This window comes from Psychrobacter sp. AOP7-C1-14 (genome assembly GCF_052376135.1).
Taxonomy (GTDB): domain Bacteria; phylum Pseudomonadota; class Gammaproteobacteria; order Pseudomonadales; family Moraxellaceae; genus Psychrobacter.
On record NZ_JBQSVH010000001.1, the window covers coordinates 285776 to 300436 of the forward strand.

Genomic DNA, 14661 nt, shown 5'->3' on the forward strand with positions numbered 1-14661 from the left:
ACGCTTGAAGAGACAATAAGGAATAACGATTATGATGCAAGCCACCGATTTACGGTTGACCTTTAACCCAGGCACGCCGATCGAAAACCCTGCCCTACGTGGTATCAGTTTAAATATTGCTGATGGTGAATTTGTCACTGTCATTGGTACCAATGGTGCAGGTAAATCTACTTTTTTGAACGCGGTAAGCGGCACAACGCGTGTCGATAGTGGCTCAATCCTGCTAAATGGCATTGATGTGACCAAAAAATCTGCCCATCAACGCGCGCATTGGGTTGCTCGTGTTTTTCAGGACCCAATGGCGGGAACTTGTGAAGCGCTAACGATCGAAGAAAATATGGCACTGGCCTACAAGCGCGGTGGCAATCGCGGTTTGAAAGTTGCTTTAAATCAGAATAACCGTGATTTGTTCCGAGAAAAGCTATCAGTCTTAAAACTAGGTTTAGAAAATCGTCTGACCGATCGTATGGGTCTGCTGTCTGGTGGCCAACGTCAAGCGGTCAGTCTGCTGATGGCATCATTACAGCCCTCTAAGATTTTGCTACTTGATGAGCATACTGCGGCTCTTGATCCAAAGACTGCGGCATTTGTCTTAGAATTGACCGATAAGATTGTCACGGATAATAAATTAACCACGATGATGGTTACCCACTCTATGCAACAAGCACTGGCACATGGAACTCGTACTGTGATGCTGCACCAAGGTCAAGTGGTGCTAGATGTCTCTGGTGATGCTCGTAAAGGTATGACTGTGCATGACTTGCTAGATATGTTTGAGCAAACACGTGGTGAAAAAGTTGAAGATGATAGTTTAATCTTGAGTTGATTTTTAAAGCAGCCACATTTAAATTCTGAAATGAAAAACGCCTTGTAAATGGGCGTTTTTTTTATGTCTTTATAAACTATCAATCTTTAAAAAAACTCAGCTTCTTCTAATTTTTTTTGTTATCTATAGTTACTGATTCTACAAATTTATCGCTCGCCATTATATAGTTATCGTCTATAACAAATACTTAGCCTATTCCCTTTTACCGATGAGGTCTGTCATGCGCAAAATCCCTATTTATTCCCATCCTGCTGCTGGTTGGCCTGCGCTAATCTCATCGACCCAAAAGCTCATGGACTATAAGACATTTTTACGCGGCGGCATCAGCGTATTTAAAAGCAATCAACCTCAAGGTGGATTTGACTGCCCAGGGTGTGCATGGCCTGACCATAAATCTTATAAGGCTATTGATGTCTGTGAGAATGGTATCAAGGTCATTGCCAGTGAGACTATGACCCACAAAGCAGATGCCGAGTTTTTTGCGCGGCATACTGTGACTGAATTACAGAGTTGGACTGGTTATGAGCTTGAGCATAGTGGTCGCTTATCAGAGCCAATGTATTACGATGCAGCGCAAGATCGCTACGTTCCTATTCCTTGGGAAACTGCTTATAGCTTAATCGCTGAGCAGTTCGGACAGCTTGACACACCTGATGAAGCGCTATTTTATACGTCAGGCCGTGTGACCAATGAGCCCGCCTTCTTATTTCAGTTATTTGTACGCTGCTTTGGTACCAATAATTTACCTGATTGCTCAAATATGTGTCATGAGCCAACCTCTGTCATGCTAAGCAGACAGCTAGGTATTGGGAAAGCAACGGTCATGCTAAAAGATTTTGAGCAGGCTAAACTGATATTAATGTTTGGACAAAACCCAGCGACTAACCATCCACGTATGCTCGAGATGCTTGCACACGCACATGAGCAAGGGTGCCGAGTTATTTCAATCAATCCGATGCGTGAGCAAGGATTAAGTAAGTTTAGAAACCCGCAAAAGCCAACTCATATGGCAGCCGGTCAAAGCAATGATGTGGTCGACGATGTCATTCAAATTCAAATCGGTGGTGATGCAGCGTTATTGACAGGTATTGCTAAATGGTTAATCAAAAACGATAAAATAAATCATGATTTTATTACCACTCATACTTCAGGTTTTGAGCCTCTAAAGCAGTGGCTAACAGAGCAATCATGGACAGATATCACCCTTGGCTGCGGTATTTCTCAAGCAGATATTGTCAATCTCGCTGAGCTAGTAGCTAACAGTCCTGCAACGATTTGCACTTGGGGAATGGGTATTACTCAGCACGTGCAGGGTGATGACAATGTCGCGATGATTACCAATTTACTCCTGCTGATGGGCATGATTGGTATCGATGGTGCAGGTGCATCTCCAGTGCGTGGACATTCCAACGTGCAGGGCGATCGCACCATGGGTATCCATGAGCGACCTAGTAAAAGCTTACTAGACAGTTTAGAACGTGTGTTTGAGCATCCTATGCCACAGGAACATGGCTATGATGTCGTCACAGGCGCCAAGGCTCTTATCGCTGGTAAGCTAAAAGTCTTTATGGGCATGGGTGGTAATTACGCAGTAGCCGCACCCGATACCAGCGCTATTGAGCAAGCCTTAACCACTACTCAGCTTAATATATTTGTCGGTACTAAGCTCAATGAGACTATGCTATATCCTGGTGCAAATAATTTAATCCTGCCTTGCTTAGGACGTACTGAGCATATCCTTACGACTAAAGGTGAGCAGTTTGCCACTATTGAAGACTCTATGTGTCAGGTTGTACCCACTCAAGGCAAGCTCAAACCTGTTAGTGATACCTTGAAATCTGAAGCGCAAATTGTGGCAGATATTGCAACTCATGTACTTAGCGCTGACTCGTCTATTCCTTGGCTTGCGATGGCTGAAGATTTTGATATTATTCGAGACTATATCGCTCAAGCTATCAATGGTTTTGAAGACTTTAACCAGCGTATTCGCACCTCTGAGCGTGGCTTCCATTTATATCATGCAGCGCGCCATCATGTATGGAATACCGAAAGTGGCAAAGCCCAATTTGAAGTGCCACAATATCCAATTACTTTTGTCGCAGCACAAATGGCGGCCGCAAACAATACAGATAACCATGAAGAGCCAGCGCAAAAAATTTGGCAATTAACCAGTGTCCGTAGCCATGATCAATTCAACACCATGATTTTTGGGTTTAAAGACCGTTATCGTCAAACGGATCGCCGTGATGTGCTATTTATGCATCCCGATGAGATAAGCCGTCTGGGGTGGCAAAAAGGTGACCGTGTGATGGTCACTCGTCAGCGTGCTAAAGACAGTCTAGAGCAGCCACGCGTATTAGGCCCATTGGTATTGAGCGAAATGGATATTGCTTCTAATGCTGTTGCCGCTTACTACCCTGAATGCAATGACCTTTTTGATTTAGAAACACATGCGCCAGACTCCCATATCCCAGCGTACAAATCAACGACCGTTATTTTGGAACGTGTAGAGGCAAACACACCGATAGCGACGCCTGCGTAAACCGTACTGTGAGTAGCCAATGGAAATGTCATTTTCATTGGCTACCACTCTAGGTAACCATAAACACCCTCGTACTTTTAGGCCATAATTAATCGTGATAACAATCGAAGATAATGCTGAACAAAGTGGAGTTTTTGCTGATTCCGTGATGATAGACAATTCAACTGATACTAAGAGAGTTGCACCTGAGGCATCTGATAATGACGGTTTGTCAGAGACACCTCTTTCTCGTAGTCACTTGGCTCAAAAGCATCATTACCCGTCAATTAGTGGCGACTCTAACAATGACTCTCGCATTCAAATCGAATCTCAGACCACCAGCTTAGCAGTTGAAGCTGCGGTCTCAATCGTTATTAATGGAATTCATTATGCTGTGCTGATGGCTAGTCCTCACCAACTAGAGTATTTGGCGGTTGGGTTCTTATTTAGCGAAGGCTTAATTCAACACAGTCACGAATTGCTCGATTGGGAAGTGACTCACCTTGCAGATCTTGCTAGCTACCAGAAGTTTGCTCAAGATTCGAGTGACGAAGGTTTTGATTCAGCATCAGTTGGGCAAAGCTTACAGCAGTTCCAAGATTACGATATCTATGTCGTGGAGTTGGTATTAAGCCAGCGCTGTCATCAACGTATCCAAGCACAAAAACGTCAGCTCGCAGGGCGTACAGGCTGCGGTATGTGCGGTATTACTGGATTGACGCAAGCTTTGCCTGATTTAAGCGTGTACTCACAGGATTATTTAAAACATGAACCTAACCAACAGAACAATATTGATAACTCTCAGACAACCGCGCCAAGCCTCGACTACCTATTAGCACTGCGTCAACAAGTGGACGCCGCACAACATACGCACCAACTGACAGGTGCGGTACATGCCGCAGCGACGATCCATAATCAGCAGCTATATTTATTTGAAGACGTAGGTCGCCATAATGCACTTGATAAACTCATAGGCTGGCAATTACGCCAAAAAATAGACGTTAGCTGTGTACTCATGACTTCGCGTCTATCTATTGAACTGGTTCAAAAATCCATTCGAAGTCAAATTCCTTGGCTAATTGGCATGTCAGCCCCTACTAGTACAGCAGTACGCGTGGCCGAACGTTACGGCCTAGGGTTGGCTGGATTCTTACGTGATAACCGTGTCACTTACTATACCAAACAAGATAGCACCTAAAAACTCACTTCTACTTGTTCATCGAGAACAACCATCTATCGCTCATTATCCCTTTCTTTCTAATAAAATTTTCAGTTAATCATTCATAATCATAATTTAGCTAATAGCGATATATCACTCGATATCGATCATAACAATATCTTATATTTCAATATCTTATCCAATTACTTTAAATAAACACTTATATGTCATCTTCGGTCATTGTCTAATATCCACCAGATAATGTTTGAGGTTATCAACATAATAGGTTACTCTTATCCCGCAGAAATGTTACAGGCGCTTAACAAATCTGTAGTTTTATTTATTAGTGCCACTCAGTAACACCTCAATCGCAATAGCTAGAAAAATGCTTTTTACCTATTGCTTATTACAGCTGATAAGGCTGTCTAAACCGAGTTCGAGTCATGCAATCATGGCTTAGTGCTTATTCGTAGTTCCGCTATAGATACTCATCAAATGAGACTTCTTTAGCACTCAGCTACCTTTGTGTATGCATATTAATGGCGTAATGGTCTATCCATTTACTCGTGCCTATCGTTTTTGCTTTCTTTAATTTGACACTCTGTGATTCGTCAAATCGGAAGTAAATTGTTGATAGCAACTTACCAATACAGCTAACATTTACGCTGCTTATAGTAGCCATATACATCTAATGCATAGGTGATGCTAACTCTCTTACATTCCTAATGGTTTGGTATCTTTCATATTGCCGAACTTTATTCATCAATTAACAATTGCGAGGTCTGAGTTTGAAAACTGAGTCGTTGTTCCAATTTTCATCATTGACGATTATTTTATTGTTATTAGCATTTTATGGCGGTACCTACTTGCTGTCTTTATTAATTAAAAAAGACAAAGAGACAACTTCTGGCTTTATGGTCGCAGGTCATGGTGTTGGTTTCGGTATGGGTGCAGCCAGTATGACCGCCACTTGGATCTGGGCAGCCTCATTTTATGCTGCTGCTACCTCTGGTTACAAATATGGGGTATCAGGGCCAATACACTATGGTTTTTGGGGCGCGTTGATGATTTTATTCATCTATCCCTTTGGCATGCGCTTTCGTGAACTGGCACCAGATGGCCATACATTGGGTGAGCTTATCCATGCCCGCCACGGTTCATCAAGCCAATTAATCTTAGCCATATCTAATATTATGGGCAGTTTAATTAGCTTGATGGTCAACTTCACTGCTGCTGGCGCATTAGTGTCTGTTCTATCGCCGTTATCGTTCCAAACAGGGGTAATGATTGCAGGTATTGGTGTCCTCAGTTATACGTTGACGTCAGGCTTTCGGGCATCAGTATTCACTGACTTTGCCCAATTGGTTGCTTTGATGGCGATTGGTATTGTCATTATCCCAGCAGTGTTATTTGCTATGGGCGGCCCTGAAGTCATGGTCAGCGGACTGTCGAACCTGACCTTGGAGCAACAGAATTTTTTCTCTTCTGAAGCATTCTTCCAACAAGGTGCGCCTTATTTTGTCGCGGTATTGGCATACGCTATCGGTAATCAAACCATCACTCAGCGCCTATTTGCAATTGATAAGACCAAAATCAAAGCAACTTTTGTCACTGCTACGGTTGGCTATGCCGGTATCGTCATCGGCCTTGGTATGATTGGATTAATGGCAGTTACTATTGGTGTTGAACCACTTGATGGCAATATGAACAACCTAATCCCTCAGATGGTTAGTACTTATCTACATCCCGTCTTTATTGCCTTGTTTTTTATCTTAGTGATTGGGTCATTGTCCTCAACTGCTGACTCAGATTTATCCGCGCTATCAACCATTATGATGGCGGATGTCTACGGTAAAAACATTGCTAAAAAAGGGCATGTAAAACCTAAAACGATGATGCTAATTGGTCGCGGTACAATGATTGTGGCGACAGCGACTGGACTCATCTTTGCGAGCTTTAAGCTTGATATTCTCGTCATGCTAGTATTCGTTGGTGCACTATGGGGCGCTATTGTCTTCCCTGTTATCGCTAGTGTGTTTTGGAATCGCGTCACCAATACCGCCTTTACCTCAGCAGTTATCGTTGGTCTTCTTTTATTCTGCGTTGCTCGCTTTGAGCTGGTTACCATTACAGGTGCCACTGCGTTATTCTTTGAAATACTATCTAGTGTCGGCGCAGCAGTCGTTATTGGGCTAATGGTCTTTGGGTTCTTAGGTCGTAAGATTGGCATGGTAGCCGCAGCTATCACGCTAGTGTTGATGCTTATTTTTGCCACTGGCTTCTTACGTCAGTATATGGTCTTACTAGCTTCTCTAACAGCTTACGGCGCCAGTACGGTCGTCTGTGTCATTGTTAGTTTGATGGGAGATGAGCACTTCGATTTTGATTTAATTAAACAGCGAGTGGGCAATTACGATAAAAAGTCAGAAACTCTATCGTCACATAAATCTTAAATTAGATTCGCTTTATCTGAGTAATGATTAGTCACTAATATCTGGCTAATCATTACTTAGCAATATTATAAGGAGATACCATGGACAACGTTTTTATCTACGGCTTATATATCTTAATCTGGCCTGCTATTACTCTTGGCGTACTAATATTAATTTGCACGGCTACTTATCGCGATGTTAAAAATGCCAAACGTGACAATAGAGATATTGTTTAGCCTATTATCGCCATTATATTTTAAGCAGTCACCATTGAGCGCTAGTTTTCTGATGGTTTTAAAAACTGATTAACAGCTTAAACGCCTCTAAATTAAGGCTAAATATAGATAAGATAATAAATAACCTGTTTTTAACGAAAAAAGGGCTTGTAATTTACTATATTTTTGCTAATATAGGCGACCTTGATTGGCTGGATGGCAGAGTGGTCATGCAGCGGACTGCAACTCCGTTAACGCCGGTTCGATTCCGACTCCAGCCTCCAATTATTTATTAACTTTACGTTAATTTTGGCTTGCATTATTATCATAACCGATTATAATAGCGACCACTTATCTAGTAACTAGATGGTCTATCAGCTAGCTTACATTTTAGATAAAACAAGTTTTGCCCGGGTGGTGAAATTGGTAGACACAAGGGATTTAAAATCCCTCGCTAGCAATAGCGTGCCGGTTCAAGTCCGGCTCCGGGTACCATTACATAGTCCTATACTATCTTATAGAACAGCTAAAGCCCCTGATATAATATTAGGGGCTTTGTTGTATCTGGTGTTCTATTATCCACTCTTATCTATATCTCCAAATCTAGCAGCTTTGAGCTGAAGCTTTTTCCATGCATGTCTTGCGCCAAAGACTTTGTCACTCCGCCACCTAGCGCGCCATACAGTACAAAGTTGAAAGCATTCAATTTTGGCAACTCGTAACGGACGACATCACCCTCAACGATATCTTTAAACCATTCTTTGACCACAACAGCCGTTACCTTATCTCTGAGCATTTCATAATCTGTATCCTCAAACGCTATTAAAGAAATATTAGAGATATTACCTTTATCTCCAGTGCGAGAATGGGCGATTTCACGTAGTTTCATTTATTTGACCTCCCAATATGAAACGGTCATGTCCGTATCGGTTGCTGGAATTAAAATAGAGCCAATAGTTACGATATCTTGAATGCTTGAGCGAATACCGCCGCCACCTGCAGGGCCATTGGTGTATAATGATCTGACCTCTCGGGCAATAGCTTGTGCCATTTTTTCATCCGTGGTACGCGCCGCAACTCGCAGTCGCACCTCGTCCGCCTCCTCCGTGTTAGTAAGCTCATTGCCATATAATGAATTAAGTCCGATAAAGTCATAACGTATTTCGATAGGCTCAATACGCTGGGCGGCAAGTCTGTTTTCGATAACAACCTGTGCAAGCCTTGCTCTGTTTACCGCGCCTGAACCACCGTAGCTGATTTCCGCTTCCGTAATATAGCCGTCTTTATAGCCGATACTTGTTTTCAATAAACCGGTTTTAGGCTTACCTGATCCACCAGATACCTGAACCAAATTACTATCAATCTCTTTGACAGTTACGTGAGAGAAGTCGACAATCACATCTGGGGTGAGATAGCTGGTAGGATCATGGATTTCGTACAGCAACTGCTCTTTTACTGTGGCTTCAGAAACCAACCCGCCAGAATTTGGTAGTTTGGTAACGGTGTACTCTCCATTTTCTGCCACCTCTAAGATGGGAAATCCAACATTCCAAAGCTCAGGCACATCCTTGTATTCAGGGTCCGAAAAATAACCGCCAGTAATCTGAGCACCACATTCCATCAGGTGGCCGCCAATAGTACCTTTGCCAATCAAATCCACATCATCAAAAGACCAGCCAAACTCATAAACCATCGGTCCAAGAAAGAGTGAGGGGTCAGCGGCGCGGCCAGTGATGACAATATCTGCGCCTGCGTTCAGCGCTTGTACGATACTTTTGGCCCCGATATAAGCGTTTGCGGATACAATAGAGTCGCCAAGATCTGCAATAGATCGATCGTTTTCAAGCAGCGTCTTTTGTTGGTAAAGCGCAATATCCGCGAATACATCATCACCCGTAACGGCAGCGATTTTTAAACTATGTAATCCTTGCTGCTCAGCAATTTGTTTAATCTTTTCGGCAGCGGCTTTTGGATTAGCAGCACCCATATTGCTAATTATTTTTATTTTTTTTTCTACACATAGTGGCAATACTTGTGCCATTCGGTACTCAAGCAAGCTATCATAGCCTTCATCTGGATACTGTATTTTACGCTGCTGAGCAATGGCAATCGTACGCTCAGCCAGACATTCAAAAACAATATAGTCCACACCTCCGTGTGCCATGACATCAAGGGCGGGTTCTAATCTGTCATCAGCATAACCTGCGCCAGACCCAATTTTAATAGTTTTCATACCTTACTCCCTATGACTAACTTAAATAATCACGCCCGTAATCACGGCCACAATAGTCATGACCAGTGTGGTACCAAATGCCCATTTAAAGACAAATTTTTGATGGTCACTCAATTCCACACCTGCTAGACCAATCAATAAGAATGTCGATGCGGTCAGTGGACTGAGTGGAAATCCAGTCGTCATCTGCCCCATCATAGATGCTTGACCAATCTGTACAGGGTCAATTCCATAAGCACTCGCAGTCTGCGCCAAAATGGGCATCACACCGAAGTAGTATGCATCAGGTGTAAACACCAAGCTCAATGGCATGCTCAGTATCGCAACAATGATACCCATAGAACCGCCCACTGTGTCTGGAATAATCTGCACCAACGCAGTTGCCATTGCAGAAATCATCTCCGTGCCTGATAAAATACCTGTAAAAATACCTGCTGCAAAAATAATAGATACCACGGTAATCATACCAACTGATTGCGATTTGATCTGGTCCATCTGATCGTCAGGCTTGGGATAATTGATAAGCACGGCAATGGCAAACGCTAGCATAAAGACGATTGGTAATGGCAACCACACTTGCACCAACGCAACAATAGTCAATACTGTTAAAATCAAATTAAACCAAAATAGTTTAGGTCGGCGCATATGGCGCTCTTCTACGCTCAGCTCATCATTCAGGCTATGCTCCATGTCCTGAATACCCAAGCGTTTACGCTCTTTTTTACCTACCAGATAAGCCACAAACACAATCCAAACCACGCCGGCTAGAAACGCAGGAATGAGCGGGTTAAATAACTGTGCGGTACTCACCTCTAATGCAGCGGCAGCACGTGCAGTTGGACCGCCCCAAGGTGTCATGTTCATCGTACCTGCGCCCAGCGCCACTAATCCAGCCAATATGATGCGATTAATACCCAGTTTGTTATATAGTGGTAGCAGAGCTGGAATGGTAATTAAAAAAGTCGATGCTCCAGAGCCATCCAAATGCGCTACCATGGCAATTATGACCGTACCGATACAGATTTTAACTGGATCCCCTTTAACCAATTTTAATACCCGCGAGATAAGCGGATCAAACAAACCAGCATTGTTCATCACCCCAAAAAACAAAATAGCAAACCCTAACATAATGCCCGTTGGTGCTACGCCCACAATACCATCCAGCATAAAGCCACCAAGCTCCGCGCCAAAGCCGCCGATTAAAGCAAAAACGACAGGCACGAGAATCAGTGCCACAATGACGGATACCTTTTTAGTCAATATCAATGCCAAAAATACGAAAATCGTCAAAAATCCCAGTAATGCCAACACAGTTTTTCTCCTTGTAAGCCTTGCTTTCTTCCTTATGATATTTCTACCAGTCCGCCTTTCCATAAGAAAATGACTAGTATCAACTACAATAGAAGTATCATGGGTACTGTATATTTCCAAGGGTACAGACAGGCTTCCCAATAGAAAACTGTACCCATTTTCAATACATTTTTTTGTGTTAAGGCAGGTGGTGATTGGAAAGGTATGAGATATAACTAACTAAATAGGTTTGCAGAAATATCTGTTAATATCCGCAAACTTTAAGGAAATACAAGAAGATTTGTTTTAATGACGTTTAATCGCATTGTATCGAAAGTACTTACAATCTTATTAAATACAAAAGAAACAGTTTTAATTTATACGCAAACATATAATTTAATGATTATTAAATATAACCGTTTTAATGAACTTGACCGTCGCTTTGTCTATATAAAATTTATTTACTCTTAGCGCAAAATAAGTAGGGTTGGACGGAAAGAAAAGATTGCCTGGGGCGATGAAAATATTATTATTTTTGGCATCATTGACAGCTTTTTTATCATCCATAGGAATACGAAACCATAAAAAATTACCGCTGGAATTGTGCGGATAAAGCGTGAGACCCTCAATTTTTTTTAGCGCAGTGATAGCAGTGGCTGATTTATTGGCAGACAAGTATCTAAGCGCTTGTAAGTGATTGATTAGCGCACCACTAGTAATCAGATGATTGAGGATGTTTTCCATGATAGATGAAGTGTTGATGACAGTGATCATTTTGAGCCGCGTGAGCGATTTGATCACAGCCTGAGAGGCAACGATAAAGCCACATCTGATTGACGCCGACACTGTCTTGGAAAAACTACTGACGTAAATAACGGAGCAATCTTGATTAAAAAAATAACTGGCAGCGCCGTCTCTTGCCAATAAAAAGGGATCATTTTCCACAATAAGCACATTATACTTAATGCATATTGCTTCAATGTCCACCATATTTTTGACCGTCAAGTCTGTCCCCGTCGGGTTCTGCGCAAAAGGCTGCAAAAATAAAATTTTAGGCTGAAATTGAAGAATAATGGATTCTAAATTATTTACATCCAAACCAAACCGAGTTCTCTTAATGGCTTTGATACCGACATGTTGTAACTCAAGCTTACTAAATAGCGGATAATATCCAGGAGACTCGATGATCACATGATCGCCTTTGGTCAAAAACTGTCTAATGATCAAATCCAAACTGTGATTGGTACCGTAGGTCAATAGTATATTTTGCGACTCAACCTTTAAGTCACGCTTGCTTAGAATATCGGCCAGCAGCCCTCGAAGCAATACATTGCCAGCTGGATCGCCGTTACCACGATCGAAGTGTGCCACTTCAGCACTATCACTGGCCTGACCCAAATAGCGCTCTAGGTTTAGCTTATCCATGTACTCTTTAGGATAACGGCCTGCACCAGGTTTATGATGCGACTGATTAACCATTTGCTGTTCCAATAAGTCAACGCCTGTATAAAACGGGGCTGAGTTGAGCAGCGGTGCACTGGACAAATCTTCACCAACATAAAACCCCGATTTAGGCAGCGCTTTGATCCACTGCTGCTCAAGTAAAATGTTATAAGCCGTGACCACGGTATTTTTAGACACCTTGTGCTTTTCTGCCATGGCTCGAATGGAAGGTATTTTGTCCCCCACTTTTTTTCGTCCAAACTTAATATCATCAATCACGAGCAAGCAAATTTCTTCAAATTTTTTCACCATCGAGCTCCATTTTGAACATAAGTCTCACTCGCTACTATAATAGATTGCTGCAATTATACTTCTTTAATATATGAGTGTGACATTTATCACTTTACTTCAATCAGCTCTGAGCAGACCTATGTGTATACTTAAAAATTAGTGTTTCATAAAGTGTAAATCAGCTAAAGATAATAATATAATCTCTATTTAAGTAACAAAACAAAATGCTTTAAGTTAATCTCAATATTATTTATAAAAGAAAGAAAATACTGGAAAAGTATTCCCTCTAATATTAATACAGTCAGTCATCTCAGAAAAATTTGCGAACCTGATGATGTTTAGTACTTACACGTGACTTTATTGAGATAACACAATACTAAAGATTCACAAAATCGAAATATATATCAAAAAAAACCGCCCTATCTTATAGTTAGAGCGGTCTATTAATTTGAGATATCAAATATACAACTTTAAAAACACACCATCACATGTCTACTAATACGTTACCATAGTTATCACGCAAGTCTTTTTTAACCATTTTCCCAGCGCCATTCAGTACGATGTTTTCTACAAAAATGACTTTATCGGGCATTTGCCAGTTGGCGATTTTACCTTCGTAAAAGCTCAGCACTTGCGACTCATCTAGCGCCGAATCTGGTTCTTTCACCACAATCAGTACTGGACGCTCACCCCATTTCTTATGCTTTGCAGCAATAGCGGCTGCCATTCTTATCTCCGGATGTGCGACGGCGATATTCTCTAGCTCTACTGACGATATCCACTCCCCACCAGATTTAATCAAATCTTTTGAGCGATCACGGATATTTATATAGCCATCGGCATCAATAGTAGCAATATCTCCTGTGTCGAACCAACCGTCTTCAGTTATCGCATCAGGATTTTCTGTGTAGTAATCATTGATAATCCAGTGCCCTTTAATTTGTAGACGACCTTGAGACATACCATCTTCTTTAACTCGCTGTAGCGGATCGTCAGTATCTATGAGTCGAAGTTGAACGCCGTAAGGTGGACGACCTTGAGAGTTCCGCAGCGCATTAATCTCATCTTTACTCAACGATTTATGCTTGGCTTTTATTTGATTCATCGTTCCAAGTGGACTGGTTTCTGTCATACCCCAGCCATGTATTGCGTCGCAATTGAAATCTTCTCTGAACGTTTTGATTACCGATGGTGGACAAGCCGCCCCTCCAACGATGGTACGCGTCATACTATCAAGCTTACTAGCTCTGTCTTTGGCAGCGGTCAATAAGCTTTGCCAAATCGTTGGAACACCTAAAGCAACCGTGACATGACAATCATCGATGAGAGATACCAGGCTGTCACCATCAAGATTGGGACCAGGAAGTATGAGAGAACATCCAGTTAATGCAGCGGCATAAGGAGTGCCCCACGCATTGACATGGAACATCGGTACTACAGGTAACAAAACGTCTTGTGCTGATAGAGCAGAGACATCAGGCATACATAATGACATTGCATGTAACACAGAAGAGCGATGAGTATATAAAATCCCTTTAGGGTTGCCCGTAGTGCCTGATGTGTAGCATAAAGAGCTGGCAGTCCCTTCATCGAATTGAGGCCAGTCAAAGTCAGTAGAGTTTTCTGCTAACAGCTCATCAAAGAACAATACATTAGGCAGTTTTTCTGCAACACTATCGTCTCGGTCGCTTAGACAAATAAAGTGTTCAACACCTTTGATATGCTCTTTGATAGCCATGATTAACGGTAAGAAAGTAGTATCAAAAAATAGTACGCGATCATCAGCGTCATTAATAATATAGCTGAGCTGCTCGGGGAATAAACGTGGATTGATAGTATGGCAAACCATGCCACTGCCTGAAATGGCATACCAAGATTCTAAGTGGCGACGGTTATTCCAAGCCAAAGTCGCTATGCGTTCTGATGATTTAAGTCCCAGTGCAGCTAGCGCATTGGCCAATCGTTTTGAATTATCTGAGACAGTAAGCCAATTAGTATGAGTCATCTGTCCGTCGACTTCTTTGGACAGAACTGCCGTATCGCTATGATAACGGGCAGCGTGTTCGATTAGGCCACTGATCAGCAACGGCTGATACATCATTTTTCCTAACATAATACGTTCCTTGTAGTTGTTTGAAAATCCGCTTATTCTTGCTGCTGCAGCATCCAATGCTCAGAATAGGCTTCAATTAAGAATAATCAGAATTATTCTTTAAGACAAGCTAATATTATGTTCTTGATAGACACCTAA

Annotated in this window: 10 protein-coding genes and 2 tRNA genes; 7 read left to right on the forward strand and 5 right to left on the reverse strand. The window is 42.1% G+C overall.

The features are described 5' to 3' along the window. The first annotated feature begins 31 nt into the window (after positions 1–31). The 7 genes from ACT3QN_RS01155 (at position 32) to ACT3QN_RS01185 (ending at position 7648) form a co-directional block, all read left to right on the forward strand. The gene (locus tag ACT3QN_RS01155) at positions 32–826 is read left to right on the forward strand and encodes an ABC transporter ATP-binding protein (RefSeq protein ID WP_444519531.1); all 795 of its coding nucleotides are present in this window, start codon (positions 32–34) and stop codon (positions 824–826) included. A gap of 220 nt (positions 827–1046) precedes the next feature. After that, entirely contained in the window at positions 1047–3368 is a 2322-nt protein-coding gene (locus ACT3QN_RS01160) for an FdhF/YdeP family oxidoreductase (RefSeq protein ID WP_444521883.1), read from the forward strand. 97 nt (positions 3369–3465) lie between these two features. Beyond that, positions 3466–4545, forward strand: coding sequence for a formate dehydrogenase accessory sulfurtransferase FdhD (locus tag ACT3QN_RS01165; RefSeq protein ID WP_444522125.1), 1080 nt, complete (start codon positions 3466–3468; stop codon positions 4543–4545). Between the two features lie 764 nt (positions 4546–5309). Next, the gene (locus ACT3QN_RS01170; RefSeq protein WP_444522124.1) at positions 5310–6959 is read left to right on the forward strand and encodes a sodium:solute symporter family protein; all 1650 of its coding nucleotides are present in this window, start codon (positions 5310–5312) and stop codon (positions 6957–6959) included. A gap of 80 nt (positions 6960–7039) precedes the next feature. Next, positions 7040–7174, forward strand: coding sequence for a putative transporter small subunit (locus ACT3QN_RS01175; RefSeq protein ID WP_444521882.1), 135 nt, complete (start codon positions 7040–7042; stop codon positions 7172–7174). A gap of 189 nt (positions 7175–7363) precedes the next feature. Next, a tRNA-Cys gene (locus ACT3QN_RS01180) sits at positions 7364–7437 on the forward strand. Between the two features lie 124 nt (positions 7438–7561). Beyond that, positions 7562–7648: transfer RNA gene (locus tag ACT3QN_RS01185), tRNA-Leu, on the forward strand. 94 nt (positions 7649–7742) lie between these two features. Here ACT3QN_RS01185 and ACT3QN_RS01190 read toward each other — a convergent pair. The 5 genes from ACT3QN_RS01190 to ACT3QN_RS01210 all read right to left on the reverse strand — a co-directional run bounded on the left by ACT3QN_RS01190 (position 7743) and on the right by ACT3QN_RS01210 (position 14523). After that, entirely contained in the window at positions 7743–8042 is a 300-nt protein-coding gene (locus ACT3QN_RS01190) for an AtuA-related protein (protein WP_444521881.1), read from the reverse strand. Beyond that, positions 8043–9386 (reverse strand): acyclic terpene utilization AtuA family protein, encoded by a 1344-nt coding sequence (locus ACT3QN_RS01195; protein WP_444521880.1) that lies wholly within the window; start codon positions 9384–9386, stop codon positions 8043–8045. Between the two features lie 21 nt (positions 9387–9407). Then, on the reverse strand, positions 9408–10697 hold the full coding sequence (locus ACT3QN_RS01200; protein WP_444521879.1) for a CitMHS family transporter: 1290 nt from the start codon (positions 10695–10697) through the stop codon (positions 9408–9410). Between the two features lie 375 nt (positions 10698–11072). Continuing rightward, the gene (locus tag ACT3QN_RS01205; RefSeq protein WP_444522272.1) at positions 11073–12431 is read right to left on the reverse strand and encodes an aminotransferase-like domain-containing protein; all 1359 of its coding nucleotides are present in this window, start codon (positions 12429–12431) and stop codon (positions 11073–11075) included. Positions 12432–12894: 463 nt separating this feature from the next. Then, positions 12895–14523, reverse strand: a complete 1629-nt coding sequence (locus ACT3QN_RS01210; protein ID WP_444522273.1) for a long-chain fatty acid--CoA ligase — start codon at positions 14521–14523, stop codon at positions 12895–12897. Between the last annotated feature and the right edge of the window lie 138 nt (positions 14524–14661).

Bases quoted from the DNA above. Each gene is read 5' to 3' on its own strand.
- ACT3QN_RS01160 (WP_444521883.1), top strand. From the start codon at position 1,047: ATGCGCAAAATCCCTATTTATTCCCATCCTGCTGCTGGTTGGCCTGCG.
- ACT3QN_RS01195 (WP_444521880.1), bottom strand. From the start codon at position 9,386: ATGAAAACTATTAAAATTGGGTCTGGCGCAGGTTATGCTGATGACAGA.
- ACT3QN_RS01205 (WP_444522272.1), bottom strand. From the start codon at position 12,431: ATGGTGAAAAAATTTGAAGAAATTTGCTTGCTCGTGATTGATGATATT.
- ACT3QN_RS01190 (WP_444521881.1), bottom strand. From the start codon at position 8,042: ATGAAACTACGTGAAATCGCCCATTCTCGCACTGGAGATAAAGGTAAT.
- ACT3QN_RS01175 (WP_444521882.1), top strand. From the start codon at position 7,040: ATGGACAACGTTTTTATCTACGGCTTATATATCTTAATCTGGCCTGCT.
- ACT3QN_RS01210 (WP_444522273.1), bottom strand. From the start codon at position 14,523: ATGTTAGGAAAAATGATGTATCAGCCGTTGCTGATCAGTGGCCTAATC.
- ACT3QN_RS01155 (WP_444519531.1), top strand. From the start codon at position 32: ATGATGCAAGCCACCGATTTACGGTTGACCTTTAACCCAGGCACGCCG.